The organism is Acetobacter indonesiensis (assembly GCF_000963945.1).
GTDB lineage: Bacteria > Pseudomonadota > Alphaproteobacteria > Acetobacterales > Acetobacteraceae > Acetobacter > Acetobacter indonesiensis.
Map to the genome: position 1 here is coordinate 1 of NZ_BAMW01000057.1, position 22,353 is coordinate 22,353.

20 protein-coding genes are annotated in these 22,353 nt (G+C 55.6%); 9 read left to right on the forward strand and 11 right to left on the reverse strand.

Going from position 1 to position 22,353, the window contains the following annotated elements; translation table 11 throughout:
- Positions 1-2,081: alpha,alpha-trehalase TreF (gene treF, locus Abin_RS12385; protein WP_373854438.1), on the forward strand; the 2,081-nt coding region annotated here is incomplete at its 5' end.
- Between the two features lie 35 nt (positions 2,082-2,116).
- Here treF and Abin_RS12390 read toward each other — a convergent pair.
- Positions 2,117-2,806 carry a histidine phosphatase family protein gene (locus tag Abin_RS12390; protein WP_370684441.1) on the reverse strand — a complete coding sequence of 230 codons (690 nt, stop codon included), beginning with the start codon at positions 2,804-2,806 and terminating at the stop codon, positions 2,117-2,119.
- A gap of 21 nt (positions 2,807-2,827) precedes the next feature.
- Complete coding sequence (locus Abin_RS12395; protein ID WP_181015042.1) at positions 2,828-4,942, reverse strand: hypothetical protein; 2,115 nt, start codon at positions 4,940-4,942, stop codon at positions 2,828-2,830.
- A gap of 232 nt (positions 4,943-5,174) precedes the next feature.
- Between Abin_RS12395 and rfbB the strand changes: the two genes are divergently transcribed.
- From rfbB to Abin_RS12430, 7 genes are all read left to right on the forward strand, one after another.
- Positions 5,175-6,233 (forward strand): dTDP-glucose 4,6-dehydratase, encoded by a 1,059-nt coding sequence (gene rfbB / locus Abin_RS12400; RefSeq protein WP_048847405.1) that lies wholly within the window; start codon positions 5,175-5,177, stop codon positions 6,231-6,233.
- Positions 6,230-7,141 carry a glucose-1-phosphate thymidylyltransferase RfbA gene (gene rfbA / locus Abin_RS12405; RefSeq protein WP_048847407.1) on the forward strand — a complete coding sequence of 304 codons (912 nt, stop codon included), beginning with the start codon at positions 6,230-6,232 and terminating at the stop codon, positions 7,139-7,141. Before rfbB ends, rfbA begins: the two co-directional genes overlap by 4 nt.
- Positions 7,142-7,182: 41 nt before the next feature.
- Positions 7,183-7,740, forward strand: coding sequence for a dTDP-4-dehydrorhamnose 3,5-epimerase (gene rfbC / locus Abin_RS12410; protein ID WP_048847408.1), 558 nt, complete (start codon positions 7,183-7,185; stop codon positions 7,738-7,740).
- 18 nt (positions 7,741-7,758) lie between these two features.
- On the forward strand, positions 7,759-8,661 hold the full coding sequence (gene rfbD / locus Abin_RS12415; protein WP_048847410.1) for a dTDP-4-dehydrorhamnose reductase: 903 nt from the start codon (positions 7,759-7,761) through the stop codon (positions 8,659-8,661).
- Between the two features lie 69 nt (positions 8,662-8,730).
- A complete protein-coding gene (locus Abin_RS12420) occupies positions 8,731-9,717 on the forward strand; it encodes a glycosyltransferase family 2 protein (RefSeq protein WP_084593629.1) in 987 nt (328 codons plus the stop codon).
- 176 nt (positions 9,718-9,893) lie between these two features.
- Positions 9,894-12,476 (forward strand): FtsK/SpoIIIE family DNA translocase, encoded by a 2,583-nt coding sequence (locus Abin_RS12425; RefSeq protein ID WP_048847412.1) that lies wholly within the window; start codon positions 9,894-9,896, stop codon positions 12,474-12,476.
- Positions 12,473-13,141, forward strand: coding sequence for an RluA family pseudouridine synthase (locus tag Abin_RS12430; protein ID WP_084593630.1), 669 nt, complete (start codon positions 12,473-12,475; stop codon positions 13,139-13,141). The genes Abin_RS12425 and Abin_RS12430 overlap by 4 nt, the downstream gene beginning before the upstream one ends.
- Positions 13,142-13,244: 103 nt before the next feature.
- Here Abin_RS12430 and Abin_RS12435 read toward each other — a convergent pair whose 3' ends face one another.
- The 7 genes from Abin_RS12435 to Abin_RS12465 all read right to left on the reverse strand — a co-directional run bounded on the left by Abin_RS12435 (position 13,245) and on the right by Abin_RS12465 (position 19,267).
- A complete protein-coding gene (locus Abin_RS12435) occupies positions 13,245-14,390 on the reverse strand; it encodes a glycosyltransferase family 4 protein (protein ID WP_048847414.1) in 1,146 nt (381 codons plus the stop codon).
- A 29-nt stretch (positions 14,391-14,419) separates the two neighbouring features.
- Entirely contained in the window at positions 14,420-15,091 is a 672-nt protein-coding gene (locus Abin_RS12440) for a glutathione S-transferase family protein (protein WP_048847415.1), read from the reverse strand.
- Positions 15,092-15,105: 14 nt separating this feature from the next.
- Positions 15,106-16,188 (reverse strand): tRNA 2-thiouridine(34) synthase MnmA, encoded by a 1,083-nt coding sequence (gene mnmA / locus Abin_RS12445; RefSeq protein WP_048847417.1) that lies wholly within the window; start codon positions 16,186-16,188, stop codon positions 15,106-15,108.
- A 31-nt stretch (positions 16,189-16,219) separates the two neighbouring features.
- Positions 16,220-16,534, reverse strand: coding sequence for a ferredoxin family 2Fe-2S iron-sulfur cluster binding protein (locus Abin_RS12450; protein WP_048847419.1), 315 nt, complete (start codon positions 16,532-16,534; stop codon positions 16,220-16,222).
- A 43-nt stretch (positions 16,535-16,577) separates the two neighbouring features.
- Positions 16,578-17,762 carry a cysteine desulfurase family protein gene (locus Abin_RS12455; RefSeq protein WP_048847421.1) on the reverse strand — a complete coding sequence of 395 codons (1,185 nt, stop codon included), beginning with the start codon at positions 17,760-17,762 and terminating at the stop codon, positions 16,578-16,580.
- A gap of 92 nt (positions 17,763-17,854) precedes the next feature.
- A complete protein-coding gene (locus tag Abin_RS12460) occupies positions 17,855-19,000 on the reverse strand; it encodes a cysteine desulfurase family protein (protein WP_084593647.1) in 1,146 nt (381 codons plus the stop codon).
- Between the two features lie 72 nt (positions 19,001-19,072).
- Positions 19,073-19,267: a hypothetical protein gene (locus tag Abin_RS12465; RefSeq protein ID WP_143217169.1), complete on the reverse strand. Its 195-nt coding sequence runs from the start codon at positions 19,265-19,267 to the stop codon at positions 19,073-19,075.
- 197 nt (positions 19,268-19,464) lie between these two features.
- Between Abin_RS12465 and Abin_RS12470 the strand changes: the two genes are divergently transcribed.
- Positions 19,465-20,130, forward strand: coding sequence for an alpha/beta hydrolase (locus Abin_RS12470; RefSeq protein WP_035382606.1), 666 nt, complete (start codon positions 19,465-19,467; stop codon positions 20,128-20,130).
- A 54-nt stretch (positions 20,131-20,184) separates the two neighbouring features.
- Here Abin_RS12470 and Abin_RS12475 read toward each other — a convergent pair whose 3' ends face one another.
- Together Abin_RS12475 and cysS are read right to left on the reverse strand one after the other, a co-directional pair.
- Positions 20,185-20,958: an RNA methyltransferase gene (locus Abin_RS12475; protein WP_084593631.1), complete on the reverse strand. Its 774-nt coding sequence runs from the start codon at positions 20,956-20,958 to the stop codon at positions 20,185-20,187.
- Positions 20,955-22,301 carry a cysteine--tRNA ligase gene (gene cysS / locus Abin_RS12480; protein ID WP_048847668.1) on the reverse strand — a complete coding sequence of 449 codons (1,347 nt, stop codon included), beginning with the start codon at positions 22,299-22,301 and terminating at the stop codon, positions 20,955-20,957. The genes Abin_RS12475 and cysS overlap by 4 nt, the downstream gene beginning before the upstream one ends.
- Positions 22,302-22,353 lie beyond the last annotated feature (52 nt).

A 22,353-nucleotide genomic window follows, 5' to 3' on the forward strand; every position in this document is an offset into this window, starting at 1 on the left:
CTCCTGCTCCTGCTCCTGCTCCTGCTCCTGCTCCTGCTCCTGCTCCTGACGACAAAACCGGTAGGTCTGCGCTGACAAGCGTCTCTTACGCTGCCCATGGGAATGCTGAAGCACAGGAGGCTACACCCGCAGTAGAAGCTAAACTGTTTGACCAACGTCCGCCCGCTCCGGCAGACAAAAAGCCCGTCTCTGTTCCGCAGGATCTGCGGCCGCCGTCCATTGCTTTGGGGGATTTATTTGCGGCTATTCATGACGCCCGTATTTTCACAGACCCCAAAGCCGTTGCCGATGCCATTCCAGATCAGTCCCCCGCTGATCTGGTGGCTGCATGGAAGCAGCAGAAAGATTTACCGGGCTTCAATCTAAAGCTGTTTGTGTCACAACATTTTACTGTTCCGGTTTTACGGTCAGCCTCTTACTCGCGCAAGCCGGGTGAAAATGTGCGTGATTACATTACCGGCATGTGGGACGTGCTGACACGGGACGCGGATGCCCCCATTCCGTGGTCCTCCTTATTGCCCCTTCCACACAAATATATTGTTCCAGGTGGAAGATTTTCAGAAATATATTACTGGGACACATATTTTACCATGATCGGCCTTTACGAGGACGAACGCATTGACCTGATGCGCAACGTGGTACGTGATATTGCGTCCCTGATTGACCGCTATGGTCACATGCCGAATGGGAACAGAACCTATTACCTTGGGCGCTCCCAACCCCCATTTTTTTCGGTCATGCTCGATCTGTTAGCCAGTCACGATGGGCAGGTTGTTTACACATCATTCTTGCCGACACTTCAGCGAGAATATGATTACTGGACAGATGGGGCCGCGACCTTACAGCCGGGAAGTGCGTGGCGGCATGCGGTTAAACTATCTGATGGCACCGTCATGTTCCGTCCGTGGGATGATATGAACACACCCCGTGACGAGAGCTTCCCGCAAGATCAGGAAACAGCAAGACAAACACACCGCAACCCGAATGAGTTATGGCGTGACCTCCGCGCCGGGGCAGAAACAGGGTGGGATTATTCGTCACGGTGGTTAGCCGACGGAAAAACCCTTTCTACCATTCAGGCAACATCTTTAATAACTATTGAGTATAACTGCCTGATCGTGCACCTGATGCAGACCTTATCCCATGCCTATGCCTTAAGCAACGACAAGACAAAATCTGCTTTTTACGCAGAACAGGCTAAACATCTTCAAGCTGCTATCAATCATTATCTGTGGAATGCACAGGAAGGTGCCTATTACGATTATAATTGGAAAACCCAGAAACAGCTTGATGTTTTATCAACAGCTACTGCTGTGCCCCTGTTTCTGCACCTAGCCCCCCAAGAAAATGCGGATGCTGTTGCCAAAACTATTGAAAAACGTCTTTTGCATGTGGGGGGCCTGACAGTGACTGACCGCGTCACCGGCCAGCAATGGGATTCCCCGAATGGCTGGGCACCGGAGCAATGGATGGCCATTAAAGGGCTGGAACAATATGGCCATGACAGTCTAGCCGCTGAAATAGGCCGACGCTGGATGGCCCGTGTTATCGGAACCTTTGAAAAAAGTGGTGTTCTATTAGAGAAATATGATGTCGTTTCTCCAGAAATCAGCCCAACAGGAGGTAAAGGGGGTGGTGAATACCCCATGCAGGTTGGCTTTGGGTGGACAAACGGAACACTGCTTGGTCTGATGAACCGCTATCCGCAGAAAACCAGGACTGTTCTTGATAAAAACCCGATGGCTGATCAGGAATCCCAAAAGCCGTTACCGCCCGTTGATGCATGGGACGCAAAAGGCCCGGATATCCCTGTGACCGAAAAATCACCGCTAAAGGGTGTGCCTCTGTCCGCTTTGCATACAGAGGATGATGCACAGGACGAGCAGAATCAGAAAAGTAGCCCCGCTTCAGACCCACAGAATGCTAGACCACTTGCACCACCGACAGAGAACGACAGGACAGAAAAAAAGTCGTCTGATAACTCTGCCGGACCTCAAAATGCCACTTCCCCACGCGAGCAACAGCAACAGCAACAGCAACAGCAACAGCAACAGCAACAGCAAAGTTCTGGACGCCCCTGAATAGAGCGACCAGAACTTTCTGAACAAAGTGTAGATCAGATACCCGGCAACTCGTTAACAGTTACCACACGCCACCCTTCTTCCAGCCGTTCCAGAATGGTGAGAGAAAGGTTCTGGATGGAAAAATGAAGCGCTGTTTCAGCGTGAATACGCAATGCATGGGCCAGTGCCGCACGGATTGCGCCACCGTGGCTAACGGCAACGACGTCTTGTCCGGCATATGCTTCCGCCAGCCGATCAAGCCCACGCCCCACACGGGCACAGACATCAATCATGCTCTCACCATTAGGGGGGCATTCAGACGCTGACACTGACCAGAAGGGATGGGGTGCCAGATGCAGATGGTGTGGCAGTTCATGGTGCGCCATACCCTGCCATGCCCCGAGGTCCTGCTCTATCAATGCGGGCTCGACCGTGAGCTGGGCTGTGCCGTATCCGGCATCCTGAATTGCCTCCGCCGTGCAGCGCGTTCGTGAAAGAGGGCTCACAAGCCAGTTTGCTTTTTTAGGCAAACGGGCTGCCAGCGCTTCATACATGGGGCGTTGGGCAATCAGACTATCGGGGCACAGAGGCACATCTAGCGTGCCATAGAGGCTAAGCCGGGCATTCTGTTCCACCAGTGCATGGCGAATCAGCCAGAAGCGGGTCACGCCTGACGCCAGTTGCGGCGTGTCCAGAAAATTACCCTGATTGGTTTGCGTTACTTTGGTCGGAGAAGCTGTCACAGTCATAACGCTGTTGTGCGATCAGGATTGCCCCAAGGCAAGCGAAGAAATCGTGACGCTGTCACGCTTTCCGTTGCCGTATATGTGGCTGCTCCTCGCGTCAGGCGGCACATCGTGGATAAAAATACCAGCCTGTGACCGCGGTGCATAAGAAGGGGAAGGGTCAGCCTGCTCGATAGGCTGCCAATAAGCCAGAATCAGGCTGATTTTGGCCAGAACCTTACCTGCGTCAGCAATTTCCCGTTCCAGTCTGGCGCTCGCCCCCAGTCCATCATGCGATGGTTCCCCTGAAATGAGGCGCGCACCCGCTGAAAGCCGCAAAGCCGCAGCTTTACCGCCGCGCGCATGGGGATGCAGCAGAGCGACCGGCTGGCCAAGGTGACACAGGAGCGCCCCCAGCGTCCGGTGTTCAGGCGGTACAAAAGCGGAGACATCCGCGTTTAGCCATTGGTACAATTTGCGACATCGATCGAAATCAAGGGGGGTATCAATATCCTCCGCTTCGGGTGCCCGCACCATGAAAGAAAGAATTGTCTGCTGCCTGTCCCAATCATGGGCAATGATTGGACGTTGCGGCACATATGGGGTCAGCAACTGCAAGTCTGGCTGATTGAAAATAATCGTCATGACAGCATGTAAAAAACGCCCTAGCCGGTCTGACACCACATTCGCAGGAACGGCAGCAAAAGCCTCCATTTCAGCTCGTGCCGCAGCCCAGCGTAGCAATAATCCATGATTGGCCCCATTCCCCAACACGCGACACGCCGGACTGGCTGGCCATTCGCAGCAATTGGCATAAGCCACCAACCCTGCTGGCAATGAAGCTGCCTGAAGCCGGTCTTTCCAATTTGGAGGCAAAAGCAATGCGCCGCAGAAGGGAGGGCCAGTAAAAAATTTTGACCCGGTCACCATAACGGCCCAGCCTTGAGCCATGTAGGCGGCTATTCTGTCTGGCATAAGCCGCGCCTGACAGGCATCAACCACCACATCAAGCTGACCGGGATAAGCCGCACACAAAGCCGCAACTGCCTCCATATCCGGGGCTAGAAGACCGGTTTTAGACAGATCAAGCACATGCAGAAGCACTCGACGGCCCTGCGCCACTTCTTCAGCCACCATTGTCTGGCAGGCACGAATAACGTCTGAAGCCGGATATAAGCCTCCTTCCTCATTTCTAAGAGGAATGGTGAGGCATTTTGTATCGGGCGCGAAGCCGTCAATGAGTGCTCCTTTCTCAACAGTAATGCCCATAGCCGTTTCATGAGCAAAGTGGCATCCTTTCGCCGCAAGCGGGATTCCGCTCCCTGTTTCGTCTGGGGCCGTCAATATGGTGGTGACTGGTGCACCGCAGGCAGAAGACAAAGCAAGAACAGCCAACGCGCTATCCGTGCCAGATGCTGAAAGGACAACAGCGTCCGTGTCTTCGATGCCAAAGAAGTCAGCCAAAAAAGCCCGCATATCCTGCATTTTCTGCTGCAAAAATGAGAGGGCTTGCCCTTGTAAGACAGCCCTCATCAGTTGAAGACGCAGGGCTTCACCCCCAGCAAATCCCCGTTCTGACAGAGAGGATGCTGTTGATGATGCAAACGTAATCGCCCATGGGCGCGGACGATGAGAGCAACCGTAATGGTTTAAGCCTGAACGACGCCCTACGCTTAGCCGAGCGTCCCCTCCTTCAGCCATAAGGTCTTCCACCGGTCCAATCAGATGCCAGGCATCGCTCAACCAGACATGCAGACGTTCCCAGTCTGACAGCGTAAGAGCCGCCAGATCTGGGCTGACTTCAAGAAGGGAACAAAGCGTTGGACTGATTTCTTGAAGAAAAGACAGAGCGGGTGGTTGTACATCACTAAAGACACGCACCCAAGACTCCGGCAGCCTACTTTCCGGCACACTATCCAAAGACCAGCACCGTGCCGTCGTTCTGGCCGCCATCAGGGTGATTTTTGTAATATCAAGAACGGACGGTGCCGTATTTTTTAGTAAAACAGCCAGTTCAAGCGCATGGCGCAGATGAAATGCGACAACTGATTCCTCCCCAAGACAGGGAGCACCAAGAATAATTCCCTGACTCTGATCGACCTGAAAAGGAAGACCGATAGAAGGGTCAAGTTGAATATAACAAGATGGTGCCAAAACCTTTAATTCTGGCCTTTGTAATACTTTAAGAAGCGTTTCTGTCAGGTTTTCAGCAAACATATTCTCGTTCCAACCCACTTCTAACGCTCTGTGACATTTGTATTTCAATATCTCCGTATGCCTTAAATTCGCAAATTTTACATGATTACTGGTGAAGGCTGATCTTCTGGGTTATGCCTAGTATGTAAATTTTAAGAGTGCCTTTTTGGTCCACAAGAGCGGAATCTCAATGCGTATCTTATTGACAGGCGGGTGTGGGTTTATCGGGTCTGCGGTAATCCGGCATATTATAAAAGCAACCAACCATACGGTTCTGAATGTTGACTGCATGACCTATGCGGCATCGGAAGAAACCGTTGAAAACGCGCCTGACAGCGGGCGCTACGAGTTTGCACGCGCAAACATCGTGAACGGCAGCGAGATGAGCCGCCTGTTTGAAACATTCCGGCCGCATGCCGTCATGCATCTGGCGGCAGAAAGCCATGTGGACCGTTCGATCGACGGGCCGGGCGTGTTCATTCAGACCAACGTGGTTGGCACATATTCCCTGCTTGAAGCCGCCCGGAAATATTGGCTGACGCTTGATAAAGCTGACCGTGAAGCGTTCCGCTTCCACCATATTTCGACGGATGAAGTTTTCGGTGCTCTGGAACCAAACGATCCGCCGTTTACAGAAACGACACCTTACGATCCGCGTAGCCCATATTCGGCCAGCAAAGCCTCTTCTGACCATCTGGTGCGTGCTTGGTACCATACCTATGGTCTGCCAACTTTCGTGACCAACACGACAAACAATTACGGGATCTGGCACTTCCCGGAAAAGCTCATCCCGCTGATCACGATCAACGCTATCGAAGGCAAGGATCTGCCCGTCTATGGTGACGGTGCCAATGTCCGTGACTGGCTGTTTGTCGAAGATCACGCTGAAGCCTTGGTCAAAGCAGTAGAAAACGGTGTGCCCGGCGAAACCTACGCCATTGGTGCCCGCCAGCCCCGCACCAATCTGGAAGTCGTCAAAACCATCTGTAAGGTTCTGGATGAACTGTCCCCGGACGCCCAAGGTCCGCGTGAGCGCCTGATCCGCTTTGTAACCGACAGACCGGGCCATGATTTCCGTTATGAAATTGATCCAACCCATGCTGAAAAAGCCTTGGACTGGAAAGCCAAACACGACTTTGAAACCGGTATCCGCCGTACGGTGCAGTGGTATCTGGATAATCGTGACTGGTGGGAAGCTATCCGCGCCCGCCGCTATACTGGAAACCGTCTGGGAACCGCAGCAGAATGACACAGAAACCCGCAGTCGCCACGCCCATGAAGGGCATTCTGCTGGCCGGTGGCTCCGGCACGCGCCTTTATCCAATGACGCTGGCAGCAAGCAAACAGCTTCTGCCTGTCTATGATAAGCCGATGGTCTATTATCCTTTGTCCACGCTGATGCTGGCAGGGATCAAGGACATCATGATTATCAGCACCCCTGCTGATCTGCCGCAGTTCAAACGTCTGCTGGGCGATGGGTCCCAGTTTGGTGTGACCTTTACGTACCGTGTCCAGGAATCTCCCGATGGGATTCCTCAGGCATTTCTGATTGCTGAAGACTGGCTGGGCGATGCGCCTTGTGCGCTGGCGCTGGGTGATAATCTGATTTTTGCCGACCATTTGAGTGCAGCCCTGCAAAGTGCGGCTCTGCGACCCAAAGGGGCAACCGTGTTCGCCTATCAGGTCCGCGATCCGGAGCGGTATGGTGTGGTCACATTTGATGAGACCGGACGTGCTCTTAGCATTGTTGAAAAACCCAAGGAAGCTCCCTCTAACTGGGCTGTGACTGGACTGTATTTCTATGACAACCGCGTTCTGGAGTTTGCAAAGCGCGTAAAGCCTTCTGCCCGTGGCGAGTTGGAAATTACAGACCTTAACCGCTTCTATCTGGAAGAAGGGTCTCTCCACGTTGACCGGTTGGGCCGTGGGTGTGCCTGGCTTGATGCAGGTCTGCCTGACAGCCTGATGGAAGCCGGCCAGTTTGTTCATACCATTCAAGCCCGACAGGGCATGTTGGTGGGATCACCAGCCGAGGTAGCGTATCGCCTTGGTTTTATTGATGCAAACCAGTTGCGTACCCACGCACAGCGTATGGGCAAGACGGAACTCGGTCGCCTGCTTCTGCAAATTGCAGACTCTGACCCTGCAGGAACCTAAGTCCCTTTTTATCATACCTTTCAGCCTGGAGCATTAACCCCATGAAAGTCGAACGTCTCGCCATCCCGGATGTCATTCTGGTGACCCCCCCACGTTTTGGCGATAATCGTGGTTTCTTTTCAGAAACCTATAATGTTGACCGCATGCGTGATGCCGGGATTGCCCAGCCATTTGTGCAGGACAACCAGAGTCTCTCCCGGCAGAAAGGGGTCGTCCGCGGCCTGCACTGCCAGCTCGACCCGCATGCGCAGGGAAAACTGGTGCGGTGCACCAAAGGGGCCATCTGGGACGTGGCTGTTGACGCCCGTACTGGCTCCCCCACTTACGGCAAATGGGTCGCAGCCGAACTGTCTGAAGAAAATTGGTCACAGCTGTGGATTCCACCGGGCTTTCTGCACGGTTTCTGCACACTGACTGAAAATGCGGAAGTGCAGTACAAATGCACCGGGCTGTATGACAAAGCCTCTGAACGCGCTGTAATCTGGAACAGTGCTGAACTGGCGATTGATTGGCCCATTAAAGCCGAAGAAGCCGTGCTATCTGAAAAAGACCTTGAAGCACCAGAATTTTCAGCAGCCAAAGGCTGGTTTCACCTATAAGACACGGAGCAGAAACAGATGAGTATTCTGGCACCCGAGGGCGGTCCCATTCTGGTAACAGGTGGGACAGGCCAGCTGGCAACATCTCTGGTTAATTTAGGTGGACGGCGCATCAAGTGCGTGGGCCGCCCGGCTTTCGACTTTGATAAACCTGAAACGCTGGCCGCTACACTTGATGCTGTTAAACCTGTTGCTGTTGTCAATGCAGCCGCATGGACAGCCGTAGATCTGGCTGAAACCGAACAGGCTGGGGCAGCCCGCGCCAATACCAGCGGCCCGGCAGAGCTGGCGCGTCTGTGTGCAGAGCGTGACACTCCGCTGATTCATGTTTCGACGGATTACGTGTTTTCTGGTGACAAAGGCGCGCCTTACGTTGAAACCGATGCGGTTTCTCCTGAAACAGTGTACGGCTCGACCAAAGCCGAAGGGGAAAAGCTGGCTCTCGCAGCTAACCCCAAGACCCTGATTTTCCGCACGTCATGGGTCTATTCAGCCCACGGCAAGAACTTTGTGCGCACCATGTTGAATGCTGGTGCCAAAAACCCTGCTCTGAAAGTTGTTGGGGACCAAAAAGGCAATCCAACCAGTTCAGATGATCTGGCACGGGCTATTCTGTCTGTACTAGCCATTATTGAAAAAGATGGCTGGAAAGCGGATTTCGCCGGCATCTACCACGTTTGCGGCACAGGGGACACCACATGGCATGGGCTGGCCGTTGCTGCCCTGAAAGATGCAGCTGCGCATGGGCAGGCCATGCCTGAAGTTTCTGCCATTCGTACGCAAGACTGGCCAACGCCCGCCAAGCGCCCGGCAGATTCCCGTATGGATAATTCAAAGCTAACCCGCGTCTTCGGGGTGACTATGCCTGCGTGGGAAGACAGTGTAAAACAAACAGTAGATCAGATTTTTACTCAAGCCTGACCTCTACAAAGACTAACAGGCACGGTCACATTTCAATAACCGTGCCTGACTGACCTAAAAGGACACTGTGTGCAGAAAGACAGTCAGAGCATTTTGCCCGGACACGCCTCTGCGCATAGTGAATCCAATAATTCCGTTAGTATTTTACTGTCTCTTTATAACGGAGCAAAGTATTTAGCGGAACAACTCGCCTCACTTGAAACCCAAACACATACAAACTGGGTTTTATACTGGCGGGATGACGGATCTACAGACTCCTCTCTTTCTTTCATGAAAGCCTTCTCCCAGAAGGTCGGAGAAGATCGATGTGTTCTGATAAGCGATCAAAACGGACAGCACATTGGTGTCACAGCCTCATATACAAAACTTTTGGCCGCAGTTCCCTCTGGCACAGCCGTCGCGTTCTGCGATCAGGATGATGTCTGGTTCCCGGACAAACTTGAACGCGGCCTGAATGCTCTGGCTCCCTTCACCGCACAACCAAGCCTTTACTGTGCCAGACAGATGCTAACGGATAAGTCTCTGTCTCCTCTGGGTCTCTCTCCATCTTTACCAGACCAGACTTCTTTTCTGGCGGCGCTGACACAGAATATTGCTACGGGCTGTACTCTTCTTCTGTCTCCCGCCGGGGCTGAATTATTAAAAAAAGCTCTGCCTGCGCCGCAGCATATTCTGCACGACTGGTGGGCCTATCTGATGGTTACCGGCGCAGGCGGCGTTATTCACTTAGATAATGAGCCCTGCCTGTTTTACCGTCAGCATGGCCAGAATGCCGTCGGGGCACATGTGCAATTTGCCAAACGGGCTTTTGCCGCCTTAAAGCGCGGACCACGGCTTTTCATGAGCATCTTCCGCGCTAACACAATGTATCTGATGCAGCGCAAACAGATGCTGACCCCCGATAACCAGAAAAACCTGATTTTCATTGCAAACGGCCTACGTCGAGGAGTCGGTGGCGTTCAAGCCCGATTCTCCATTTTGCGGCAGCTACAGCAATTACGAAGACACGAAAAACTGGAACAGTTGGTCTTCCAAGTTTGGTTTCTGTTCGGTTAAGCCTGAAAAAATTGGGCTTTTGCCAAAACTCTGCCTTACAAACCTTCTTTAGAACAGCAGATCACGGTAGGTTAAGCCACCGTTTCTGAACGAAGCCTTTGTTTTAACTGTCCTGAAAAGAACGGCAGCCCCGATGCTGCGTCTCTTCAGGCCTCTTGGAGTCAGGATCCAGACCTTTGGCGCGAGCAAGCCACCCACGATCTGCCGACTATGTTATCCCGACCTATAAAAGCGCGCTGCGCCTGCGCCTTGAAGAAGGTGGGGGCATTCTTCTGTGTCTGCTTGCCTGCGCCGTTCTGGTTGCCTTGGCCACCTACAACCCCAAAGACCCCTCTTTCAATACCGCCACGGGGCAAGCCCCCACCAATCTGCTGGGCATGTTTGGTGCTGTGCTTTCTGACACGCTGTTACAGGGAATCGGGATTGCGGCTGTTCTACCGTCCTTGATTCTGATGGCCTGGGGGTGGCGTTTCATGAGCCACCGTCTGCTTGGTCATGAATCTCTGGTCGTGTTCCTGCTGCGGCTGGTGGCCATACTCTGTCTGCTTCCTGTTAGTGGCGCGCTACTGGCTGGTATTCCCCTCCAGTTTACAGCACTCCCGCCCATTCACTGGCCAACCGAAGCTGGTATTGGTGGCGGCATAGGTTTTTCCATTGCCCAGACATCGCTATCCGCAGGCACTGCCGCTATCGGCCCGGCAGGGGGAATGGTTGTCTGGATTCTGGGGCTTCTGTTGTGCTGCCTGTTATTGGCATTAGGAACCGGGCTTCGCCGACAGGAGTGGCTGACCCTATGGCGTGGTTTCATGACCGTTATCCGCTTTCCAGGGCAGATGAGCATGCGGTTTGTGCGTTACTACGCCAGCCGCAAACCTCAAACTGATCGCGTCGCAACAGGCTATGCCGGCAGTGGGTATGCAACGGGCGAGGAAACGTCTTACGCGCCCAGCCATGCATCATCTCGCGCCCTGTTTGAAGACGATGACGAAGATGATCTGTCCCTTGCCCCCCATACACCGCCGGGAACAGCCCTTGCCCTGCGTGAAGATGATGGGGCAAGCATGCCTGTCACGCTGCCTCCGGCTCTGCGGGAAGATCCTGCACCGCAAGCCAGTCCAGCCCTTGCACCACACCCTGCGCCTGTTGCTCAACCTGCTAAAAACGGCCTGTTGGGACGTCTGTTTACAGGCAAGGAAAACGGAAACAGCCCAGCATCACGCAACGCAGCCTCCGCCAAAAAAGGCGGATGGGAACTGCCGCCGCTGTCCCTGCTGAAACCTGCCCCCAGCCATACTCAATACGGTCCCTCCCCCGAAGCACTGAACGCTACAGCCCGTATGCTGGAGCAGGTGCTGGCCGATTACGGCGTTCAGGGCACCATTGTCGGGATGAGCGCTGGCCCCGTCGTCACGCTGTATGAACTTGAACCCGCAGCAGGCATCCGGTCAGCCCGCGTGATCGGGCTGGCGGATGACGTTGCGCGTTCCTTGTCCGTTTTAAGTGTTCGTATTGCGACCGTACCGGGCCGCAATGTAATCGGGATTGAAGTTCCCAACCAGACTCGTGAAACTGTTTACCTTTCTGAATTGCTGAACCAGTCAACCTGGCAGGAAGACCCGGCGCACCTTTCGCTGGCACTTGGTAAAGATATTGCTGGCGAGCCTATCTTCAGTGACCTTGCCCGCATGCCGCACCTGCTGGTGGCAGGGACAACGGGGTCTGGTAAATCTGTTGGGGTGAATGCGATGATTCTGTCGTTGCTCTACCGGCTGTCGCCGGATGAGTGCCGCCTGATCATGATTGACCCCAAAGTGCTGGAACTCTCAATTTATGACGGGATTCCGCACCTGCTGACACCAGTGGTGACAGAACCCCCGAAAGCCGTGAACGCCTTGAAATGGGTCGTGCGCGAAATGGACCGGCGTTATCGCACAATGGCGCATCTACAGGTCCGTAATATTGCTGGCTATAACGCGCGCGCAGCCGAAGCCCGGGCTGATGGTGAAGTTGTTGTGCGGCGCGTGCAGACAGGCTTTGACCCTGAATCCGGCAATCCGATTTTTGAGGAACAGTCTGTAACGCTCGACCCCATGCCGTACATCGTCGTAATTATTGACGAAATGGCAGACCTGATGATGACAGCGGGGAAGGAAATTGATGCCTGCGTACAGCGTCTGGCGCAGAAAGCACGTGCTGCGGGTATTCACGTTATTATGGCAACACAACGCCCGTCTGTGGACGTCATTACCGGCACTATCAAGGCCAACTTCCCAACCCGTATCTCCTTCCAGGTGATCAGCAAGTTCGATAGCCGGACCATTCTGGGGGAACAGGGCGCGGAACAGCTGCTAGGTCAGGGTGACATGCTGTTTATGCAGGGTGGTGGCCGCATTACCCGTGTGCATGGACCGTTTGTGGCCGACAGCGAGGTTGAGCAGGTTGTCAACTTCCTGAAAGAACAGGGCGAGCCCATTTATGATGATGACGTGCTGGCTGAACCCGTTGAAGAAGCGCCCTCCAGCGGCAGCGGTAAATCAGGCGGCGGTGGAGATGGTGGCGAATCTGACATGTATGATGAAGCCGTTGCCATTGTAACGCGTGAAGGCAAGGCTTCGACGTCCTTTGTGCAGCGTCATCTTTCAATAGGGTATAACCGCGCTGCCAAACTGATTGAACAGATGGAAAAGGAAGGCATTATCAGCCGCGCAGATCATGTTGGCCGCCGCAAAGTTCTGGTCGGCCCTGCGCGCGAGGAATGAGTCGTCCCTCCACCCCGCCTTTTCTGCTGACCCTGCTGTATCAAGATCAGCATGTGGTCATTCTGGATAAACCAGCCGGTATTCCCGCACATGCGGGGCCGAAAGGAGGGGCAAGTGTGGAAGACTGTTTTCCGTTTCTGTCCCGCCGCAAAGATGGGCCTTGGCTGGCCCACAGGCTGGATACTGAAACATCCGGATGTCTGGCCATAGCCCTCCGCAAGCAGCCACTACTAGCCATGCAGCAAGCGTTTGCAGACAAAACAGCCCAGAAAACTTACTGGGCTGTTGTGCATGGTGGCCCTACTGAACAATCAGGCACAATCGACCTGCCCCTTTTGAAGCAGAGTGATCGTACCGGCTGGCGTATGGTCGTCAATCAACAGGGGGCAACCTCACGCACATCCTGGCGGGTGCTCGGGCGTACCGACTCACTTTGCTGGCTTGAGCTTTCGCTCCACACAGGGCGCACACATCAGGCTCGGGTGCATTGCGCCGCTATGGGGTGGCCCATTCTGGGTGACACACTCTATGGCACTCCACATCCTGAAGGGCTGCATCTTCTGGCCCGCAGCCTTACCTTACCGTTTAGCCCACCTATTACGGCAACAGCCTCCCCCCGCCCCGGAATGGAAGCGGCGTTAAACCAGTGTGGGTGGGTGAAATAACGTCGCAGGGGAAGCATCGGGAAGAGAGGCACACGCTAGTGTTTGCCTTCAAGAATGACATCCGATTCAGGCTTCATCACTGTATCAATGACAGGACAGCTTTTCAGGCCTGAAAGGTTCCTTTCCAGCGCCATTGCCTGACAATATCCTGATGCAGCAAGCGGCGCTTTTCCCGCACAAGAGTGTTATCAAACAGCCATGCTCGTTGCCGGGCATCCTGCCCCATTGCCTGCCGGAGGGGGGCATCTGTTATCAGGCATTCAAGCACAGAAACCAGTTCAGCTAGATTATCCGGGTCGGCATACAATCCGGTGTTGCCCACCACATCTGGCAGGCTGCCTTTATGAGACGCCACCACCGCTGCGCCGCACCCCATAGCCTCCAGCGCTGACATGCCGAATGGTTCGGGCCAACGGCTGGGAACCACAACAATGGCTGCCGCAGCCATTGCGTTCAGCACAACATCATGCGGCTGATACCCCCGTAAATGAACACCGGCTGCCTGCGCCTTGGGTCGCAAGCCCGATAGAAACGGTGTCTCTGGCGAATCTGGGCCGAAGCGATCAGCCCCAATCATATCCGCCTGCCAGTCAGGATATTTTGGAAGAATCTGCTCACAGGCCGCCACAAAAGCATCGGCCCCTTTGTCCGCAACAACCCGACCGGCAAAAAGCAGTCGGTTTTCCCGCTGTACAGGTGAAGGCGGCAGGGTTGCCATATCCAGACTGTTGGGCAGAACACGCACGCAGGCTTTGACATCCTGACTGACAAACCGGGAGCGAACCCACTCTGACACAGCAACAATGGCGGCAACCTGCCCCAGTTTCTCCCGTTCAGCGGGAGTGCGGGCCTGCCGCATACCGCATGGATCATTATGGAGAACCAGAACCACCGGCACAGTGGGGCATAATTTGCGCAGGGCTAACGCAACATCCGGCCGATTATGAATTTCCAGCAAGTCTGGCTTCATACGCCGCACAAGACGCGCCACCCCACCGGCATAACGGTTGATCCGACTAAAGGGCCGAAAGACGCGCTGCACAGGGGCAAAAGAAATCCCGGCAAACGGAGGGCCATCGGGCGGTAGACCGACTACCACCTCTCCCCTTCCGGCCATCCGTTGCACTAACAAGGAAATGGCCCCGGCCTCACCGGGGGCAAAACGTTCACGCGGCGGCAGCACCGTCAGAACTTTCAGGCCTGTTGTTTCCTGAAAGGCCGTTTCAGCAACCGTTGTTGAAGGCACCATTTCCTGCTCTCCACCCACAGCGCTTGCGCTTAGGCGATGGATTCGTACCGTTCAAGATGCCATGCTTCCGGTTCCCGTGCCGCAGCATCGTACCATTCCTGCATGAGGGGATGGTTGCGGACAGCCTGCATGTAAGCCAATGAATCGTCTGATAAATCTGACACACCGTAAGACAGAAAGCGGCAGACAACAGGGGCAAACATGGCGTCCGCATTTCCAAACTGGGCACCAAACAAAAAGGGGCCACCCTGCCCGTAACGCGTGCGCGCATTGGTCCAGAGAGCATCAATACGCTCAATATCTTGCAGCACATCGGCTTCAAGCGGCTTAGCCAGTGGCCGATTATCCCGGCCCAGATTCATGGGCAGCGTGGAGCGTACCCCCCGGAAACCAGAATGCATTTCGGCTGCAACAGATCGGGCAACGGCGCGTGCGCGCCGGTCAGCAGGCCACAAGCCGGGGGCAAATTCCGCACAATATTCTGCAATGGAGAGCGAATCCCACACGACAGCCCCATCATGTTCCAGATACGGGACACACCCATTGGGCGAGAGTGTTTTCAGGGCACGGGTCTGGCCGCCGCCTTCCAGTGGTATGACGTCCACCGAAACGGGCACGTCGGCCAGTTTGACCATTAGCCAGCCACGCAGAGACCATGAAGAATAACGCTGGGTGCCAATAACCAGACGACCGTCTGCCATAGTCTCTGTTTCCTTCATGCTGCCGAGGCGTTTGCTTCCCGGCGAATAAAACCACCACCCAGAATACGGGTGCCATCATAAAACACACAGGCCTGACCGGGCGCGGGCATTGCAGGTTCGGTCAGATGTACCAGAGCCCCGTCCGCTGTTGGCACAATACGGGCCGGACGTGGCACTTCACGGGCGCGCATCTGCACATGGCAGGACAATCCCTCCGGCGGCGCATCAACCAACCAGTTTACATCCCGCACTGACAGGGAACTGACGAAGGAGTGTTCACGCGGACCAATAATGACGCGACGCCGCCCCGGCTCCACGCCGACCACCATCTGGCGTTCGCCATTCAGGCGGGCAGCATTTCCCAGACGTTTGCTCTGCCCCACGGTAAAGCGCATGACGCCTTCATGGTGACCAACAACCTGACCGGCGCTATCAACAATCTCGCCCGGACCCGCCATTTCGGGGTGCATGCGTTCAACCAGATCAACATATGATCCGTCACTGACAAAACACAGGTCCTGACTGTCCGGCTTACCGGCAACAACCAGACCAAACTTCTCGGCATCGTCACGCACCGCGGCTTTGTCTGGCATGTCCCCTAGTGGGAAGCGCAGAAATTCAAGCTGTTCACGCGTGGTGGCGAATAGAAACCATGACTGATCGCGCGCACTATCCACCGGACGATGCAGTTCAACCCCCTGCGGGCCTTCCACACGGCGCACATAATGGCCAGTAGCCATGGCATCTGCCCCGATTTCTTTCGCAAGGCCAAGCAGATCGGTAAATTTCACGCCCTGATTGCAGGCCACGCACGGCACGGGAGTTTCACCCGCGGCATAGGCATCTGCAAACCGTTCAATCACGCTGTCCTGAAAGCGGCGTTCCGCATCAATAACGTAATGCGGAAAACCCAGGCGATCAGCCACAGCGCGGGCATCGCGGATGTCCTGCCCGGCACAGCAGGCCCCTTTTTTGGCAGCACCGCGCGAATCATAAAGCTGAAGGGTGGCGCCAATGACCTCGTGCCCCTCTGCCTGAAGGCGGGCGGCAACCACGGAACTGTCCACCCCCCCGGACATGGCCACAAGAATGCGCATGGCGCTTCCCTTTCTTTTCTTAAACCTTGGTTCAGGCCGTACGGGGCAACCGCACGACCAGACCGTCCAGATCATCCGTCATGACAATCTGGCACCCAAGACGGGACGTCTTTTCCAGTCCGAATGCCAGATCAAGCATATCTTCTTCATCATCCGTGGGTTCGTTCAGTTTAGGTGCCCAGGACGGATCAACAATGACATGACAGGTTGCACAGGCCAGCGAGCCTTCGCACGCGCCTTCCAGATCAATGCCATGCTTGTGGGCAATTTCTAGCACAGAAAGGCCTAGGGGCGCATCAACCGTACGCTCTGTTCCATCCTGCTCAACAAACGTCATCTGGGGCATTCGTCTTTTATCCTGCCAAGGCTGTCTTTTCGTGCGGTGGGTCTCACACGCATGCGGTGTTTTCGGGCAGGCGGTGGCCGCTTACCCGCAGGGCGGCCTGCGCCAGGAGCTCTGCCGCACGTTCCGCCTCGGCGGGTGAGGTAAAACGTCCGGGAGACAGACGCAAGCTTCTTCCCGCTTCATCGCGCGTCAAACCCATGGCTTCAAGCACGTAAGACGGTGCCAGTTCTGCCGAAGAACAGGCAGAACCAAGGGACACAGCAACCCCGGATACAGCTTCGACAACATCGACAGCCCGGATATCCGCAGGCAGACGCACACTCAAGATACCGGGCAGATGTGGGGCTGTTTCCGCATTTACGATACAGCCGGGCAGACACTGAAGCAGACGTTTCAGAAATACCTGCCGAAGGTGCGTCAGATGCACGGCATCATGAGGTTGTTCCAGCTTGGCTATGCGACACGCTTCACCGAATCCGGCCAGCAGGAATCCCGGCAAGGTGCCCGACCGTAAGCCGCGTTCCTGCCCGCCCCCGGAAAACAGGGGTTGAATCCGGACACGCGGCCGCCGCCGCACATACAAAGCCCCGGCCCCCTTGGGCCCATACAGTTTGTGCGAGGAAACCGACGCCAGTGAGAGGCCCATAGCCTTTACATCGACCGGTATTTTACCAGCCGCCTGCGCCAGATCAGCATGCAGCAAAGCCCCGGCCTGCTGCACAAGTGGCGCAAGCGTTGCGAAATCCTGCACGACACCGGTTTCATTATTTACCGCCATGAGCGAGACAAGCGCTGTTGGTACCTCAAGCGCGCACGCCAGCGTTTCAGGCGCAAGCAGACCATTGGGCTGCACGGGCAGAATAACAGGCTCAAACCCCTCGGCAGCCAGATCACGCACACTTTCCAGAACACATTTATGCTCGGTTGCCACTGTTATCACGCGCCTACGTGTGTCGCCCTGCGCGGCCAACTGACGGGCGGCCCCTTTTATGGCCAGATTATTGGCTTCTGTTGCACCAGACGTAAAAATGATCTCACGCGGGTCGGCTCCCACTAAAGACGCTACGTGCTGCCGCGCTGCTTCGACCAAAGTCGCAGCGCGTCGGCCCGATTCGTGGGTAGCGCTATGGGGGTTGCCGTTTTCCTGTTCCAGCACCGCCATCATCACCGCAGTTACACGTGGGTCACACGGTGTGGTTGCAGCATGATCGAAATAGAGTTCTGCCATTTGCTCCCCCGTCAGATGCCTGCTCGCTTTTCCTCCAACCCCACGTCGCGGCCACAACACAGTTGGAAAAAATCAGGTGCACGGTACGGCTGCTACAGGCCCAGAACTGGTGACGCGCTTTGCGCCATGCCAGCATAAGCCTGAATAAATTTATCTATGTCGGCTTCCTCCACATTCCAGGGGAGTGAGACCCGAATCGCCTGTCCGGCAAGGTCTTCAAGCCCCATGGCCTGCAAGACATGAGAAAACGCGACTTTACCGGATGAACAAGCCGACCCTGCCGAAACACAGATATTGGCCAGATCAAGCCGCATCAACTGCCCTTGGGCCTGTCGTCCTGGCAACGCCAGAGAGCTGGTATTGCCCAATCTGGGGGCTGCCCCCCCACATACAACCGCCCCGGCGGAAACAGCCGCCTGCTCCAGTTTGTTACGCAAGGTGCTGAGATCTCGGGGCGTTTCCATCGCTGCTTTCAGGGCGGCAGAAAGCCCTGCAATAGCGGGTAAGGGCTGTGTGCCGCCCCGACGTCCCTGTTCCTGCCCGCCGCCTTCAAAAAGTGGAGACACGCGCGCAGGCGCAGGCCCGGCCAGTAGCAAGGCTCCGGCTCCTTTGGGGCCACCAATTTTATGGCCCGAGATTGCCAGACTATTGGCCCCCGTCGTTGCGACTGAAAACGCCATCCGGCCCGCTGCCTGCACAGCATCAATATGCAGATGAGCCCCATATTTGCGGCATGTCGCAGAAATGTCCGTCATAGGATGAAGGACGCCGGTTTCGTTATTGGCCAACATCACGCAGACAAAAGCAGGGGTTTCATCTTGCGCCAGCGCTTGCTCCAGCGCGTCCAGATCAAGTTGGCCATCCATTTTTACCGGCAGAATCTGGCAGGGCGTACCCTCTGGTACACCTTTCCGCACGGCATCATGTTCGGTTGCCCCAACCAGAAAACGATGCCCGTGCGACAACCCATGCATGGCCAGAACATTGGCTTCCGTGCCGCCTGACGTAAAAATGCAGTTCAAAGGGGCAACGTCAAACATCTGGGCCACGTCATCCCGCGCTGTCTCCAACACTGCGCGCGCCAGACGCCCTGCTTTATGCACCGATGACGGGTTGCCGGTCAGGGTTGCGGCCTCAATCAATGCCTCCCGCGCCTGTGGGCGCAAGGGCTCCGTCGCGTTGGCATCCAGATACACAACACGGTTCTGCGCATCCCGGTTGTGTGTGTGTGACATCATAATCCCGCTCCAGCCTGTTTCCGGGGCACCATAGTGGCCCTGCAAAGGGCACAAAACAGCCATTGTAACGATTTATGTGGAAATTTCTGCTCCGCACCCGTTATAGAGGGGCCTATGGTCAATACCATACAGCGCAGCAGAACGGTCTTTGCGGGAAACAGTGTTTCCACCACCAAAGACTGTGAGACACGAGCAGGCAATTATGCCTGCATCTTCGGCACCGTCAATGCCGGAAAGACTGTCTCCCTCTTTTCCTGCCGCTTGCATGATACCATGTCCATACTGTATGCCCGCCGCCCTCTGCCCTGTTTCCATGGCAGCGGTTGAACAGTTTTTTGCTTATTCCGCGGGTTTGATCACCCGCCAGTTTCTGCACGGTGCGCGGCATCGCTCGCTGCGGGAACCTTCGCCAAACCTGAATGTGCCATGCCCCCGGGCGCATTCAAAGATTATGCGGAATAAAAATGCCTGAGGTTATGTTTGCCGGCCCTGACGGTCGCCTTGAAGGGCGTTACCATCACTCAAACGAGCCCAATGCGCCGCTTGCCCTCGTGCTGCACCCCCACCCGCTGCATGGCGGCACGATGAACAACCGTATTACATATGCCATGTACCGGTCCTTTGAAAAAATGGGCTTTTCGGTCATGCGCTACAATTCGCGCGGCGTAGGACGTTCCCAGGGTCGGTATGACGGCGGTATTGGCGAAATTTCTGACGCTGCCGCAGCCCTTGATTGGATGCAGATGGTCAACCCGAATGCCTCCGGCCTGTGGATTGCCGGTTATTCATTCGGTGCTTTTGTGGGCATGCAGCTTCTGATGCGCCGTCCTGAAATCACAGGCTGGATCAGCGTTGCACCACCTGCCACCTATTATGATTTTGGCTTTCTGGCTCCGTGTCCCTGCGGTGGTCTGATGATTGCTGGCGGCAAGGACGATATGGCCCCTGAACCCGCCATTCATAAACTGGTGGACAAGCTGAACACCCAGAAAGGCGTTACTGTCGATTACCGCGTCTTTCCTGAAGCAGACCATATTTTTGCAAAACAGGCTGACAAGATTACAGCGGCCCTTGAAGACCATGTGACAACAGCCATGGCACAGCGCAACATGCCACTGGCTGCTGACTGACGTCCTTTTTTGTCGGGCGGCCTGAAAAATGGCTACCCGACAAACGGTTGAACATCAGCCTTTAGCGCGGCGTTTATTCGCCAGTTCGCGCACAACACCATGTAGAGTACGAAGCTCCTGCTCGGTCACTTCCCCACGGGTGAAGAAGTGCCGCAGGTTACGCACCATACCTGGGCGTTTCTGTTCATTATGCAGAAAACCGCAGTCATCCAGTTCGCGCACCAGATGCCCCATAAAGTTTTCCAACTCCCCCTTGGTCGCGACGTGGGTTTCGTTGGTCATTAAGTCGCGTGGTGGGGTCTGATCTGCTGCCAGCCACCATTCGTACGCCATAATCATGACGGCCTGTGCCAGATTAAGTGACATAAACGCTGGATTCAGTGGATAACGGATGAGCGCATCAGCCCGCGCCATATCTTCATTATCAAGACCGGCCCGTTCGGGGCCAAACATCAGGCCCACGCGCAGGCCACGATTGGTTGCCGCCCGCAACTCGGCAGCGCCACCACGCGCCGTCATAACCGGTTTAACGATATGACGAGGACGCGGGCATGTTGCAAAAACGTGGTGCAGATCCGCTACGGCATCATCGACCGTTTCATACACCGTGGCGGCATCCAGAATACGGTCCGCGCCAGAGGCTGCGCGCCATGCACGCTCCTGCGGCCATCCGTCACGCGGGGCCACAAGACGCATGTGAAACAGGCCACCATTGGCCATGGCCCGCGCCGTAGTGCCCACGTTTTCAGCAAGCTGTGGGCGCACCAGAATAACAACCGGGGTATTCCCGACCGGCACCAAAGGCGCGCCGCCGTCACGACCGGTCATGCGCGCCTCCAGCTTGTGCCATCCTTGTTATCTTCCAGCACAATCCCCTGTGCCTGAAGCTGATCTCGCAGAGCATCAGCCTTGGCAAAGTCACGGGCTTTCTTCGCGGCCAAACGGTCTGCAATCAGAGCCTCAATGGCGGCATCCTCTTCTGACGCCTCCCCTTTGAACCATTTTTCCGGGTCTTCCTGCAAAAGGCCGAGCATGCCTGCCCCGGCTTTCAACGCCCCCGCCGCAGCACGATCACCCGCCAGCGCCTGCCCTGCCAGAGCATGCAGTTCCGCAATGGCCATGGGAGTATTCAGATCATCTGCCAACGCTTTCATGACCCCTTCCGGCACGTCCGTGTCTGGCACGGGGCCAGCAGCCAGCGCCCGGTAAAAACGATCAAGCGTTTTGCGGGCTTCCTGCAAGCCAGCCAGCGTATAGTTCAGGGTTGAACGGTAATGCGCACCCAGCAGAAGCAAACGTAACGCTTCAGCGGGGGCTTGGGCCAAAACATCGCGAATGGTCAGGAAGTTACCGAGAGATTTTGACATCTTCTCGCCTTCCACCAGCAGCATGGCATTATGCACCCAGTAATTGGCAAACTTGCCCTGTGGAAAGCAGCAAAGACTTTGTGCCCGTTCATTTTCATGATGAGGAAACAGAAGGTCTGACCCTCCACCATGAATATCAAAGCTCTCGCCCAGATAGCGGTGAGACATGGCGGAACATTCAATATGCCAGCCTGGTCGGCCACGGCCCCAAGGACTGTCCCACCCCGGCTGGTCCGTGTCTGATGGCTTCCACAGCACAAAATCACCGGGGTCTTTTTTATAAGTGGCGACTTCCACCCGTGCGCCGGCCACCAGTTCTTCCGGATCCCTGCCAGACAACGCCCCATAAGACGGGAAAGAAGCTACTGAAAACAGGACATGGCCGTCAGCAGCGTAGGCATGGCCGTTTTCAATCAGGCGCGCGATCAGGTCCTGCATTTCAGCAATATTGTGTGTGGCGCGGGGTTCGATATCGGGGGGCAGCACGTTCATGGCTGCCAGATCAGCATGAAACTCCTGCGTTGTGCGCTCGGTCAGGGTCGCGATATCTTCCCCATTGGCACGGGCGCGGGCGGTAATCTTGTCATCAACATCGGTAATGTTGCGCACAAAGGTTACGCGAGGAAACAGGTGGCGCAGCAGGCGCACCAGCACATCTGCCGTCAACATCGCACGCAGATTGCCAATATGGGCCAGATCGTACACGGTTGGCCCACAATAATAGACCTTCACATGCTCCGGATCGAGCGGTGTGAAAGGCACTGTTGCGCGGCGCTGGCTGTCGTGCAGAGAAAGATGGGGCATATGTGCTGGCTCTGAATACGGCATGATGGCCTAGATGCGCCACCGTCTTGCG

Excerpts from the sequence above, each read along its gene's own strand:
- rfbB (WP_048847405.1), top strand. The coding sequence starts at position 5,175 with ATGCGTATCTTATTGACAGGCGGGTGTGGGTTTATCGGGTCTGCGGTA.
- rfbA (WP_048847407.1), top strand. The coding sequence starts at position 6,230 with ATGACACAGAAACCCGCAGTCGCCACGCCCATGAAGGGCATTCTGCTG.
- rfbC (WP_048847408.1), top strand. The coding sequence starts at position 7,183 with ATGAAAGTCGAACGTCTCGCCATCCCGGATGTCATTCTGGTGACCCCC.
- rfbD (WP_048847410.1), top strand. The coding sequence starts at position 7,759 with ATGAGTATTCTGGCACCCGAGGGCGGTCCCATTCTGGTAACAGGTGGG.
- Abin_RS12430 (WP_084593630.1), top strand. The coding sequence starts at position 12,473 with ATGAGTCGTCCCTCCACCCCGCCTTTTCTGCTGACCCTGCTGTATCAA.
- Abin_RS12435 (WP_048847414.1), bottom strand. The coding sequence starts at position 14,390 with ATGGTGCCTTCAACAACGGTTGCTGAAACGGCCTTTCAGGAAACAACA.
- Abin_RS12440 (WP_048847415.1), bottom strand. The coding sequence starts at position 15,091 with ATGGCAGACGGTCGTCTGGTTATTGGCACCCAGCGTTATTCTTCATGG.
- mnmA (WP_048847417.1), bottom strand. The coding sequence starts at position 16,188 with ATGCGCATTCTTGTGGCCATGTCCGGGGGGGTGGACAGTTCCGTGGTT.
- Abin_RS12450 (WP_048847419.1), bottom strand. The coding sequence starts at position 16,534 with ATGCCCCAGATGACGTTTGTTGAGCAGGATGGAACAGAGCGTACGGTT.
- Abin_RS12455 (WP_048847421.1), bottom strand. The coding sequence starts at position 17,762 with ATGGCAGAACTCTATTTCGATCATGCTGCAACCACACCGTGTGACCCA.
- Abin_RS12460 (WP_084593647.1), bottom strand. The coding sequence starts at position 19,000 with ATGATGTCACACACACACAACCGGGATGCGCAGAACCGTGTTGTGTAT.
- Abin_RS12465 (WP_143217169.1), bottom strand. The coding sequence starts at position 19,267 with ATGCAAGCGGCAGGAAAAGAGGGAGACAGTCTTTCCGGCATTGACGGT.
- Abin_RS12470 (WP_035382606.1), top strand. The coding sequence starts at position 19,465 with ATGCCTGAGGTTATGTTTGCCGGCCCTGACGGTCGCCTTGAAGGGCGT.
- Abin_RS12475 (WP_084593631.1), bottom strand. The coding sequence starts at position 20,958 with ATGACCGGTCGTGACGGCGGCGCGCCTTTGGTGCCGGTCGGGAATACC.
- cysS (WP_048847668.1), bottom strand. The coding sequence starts at position 22,301 with ATGCCCCATCTTTCTCTGCACGACAGCCAGCGCCGCGCAACAGTGCCT.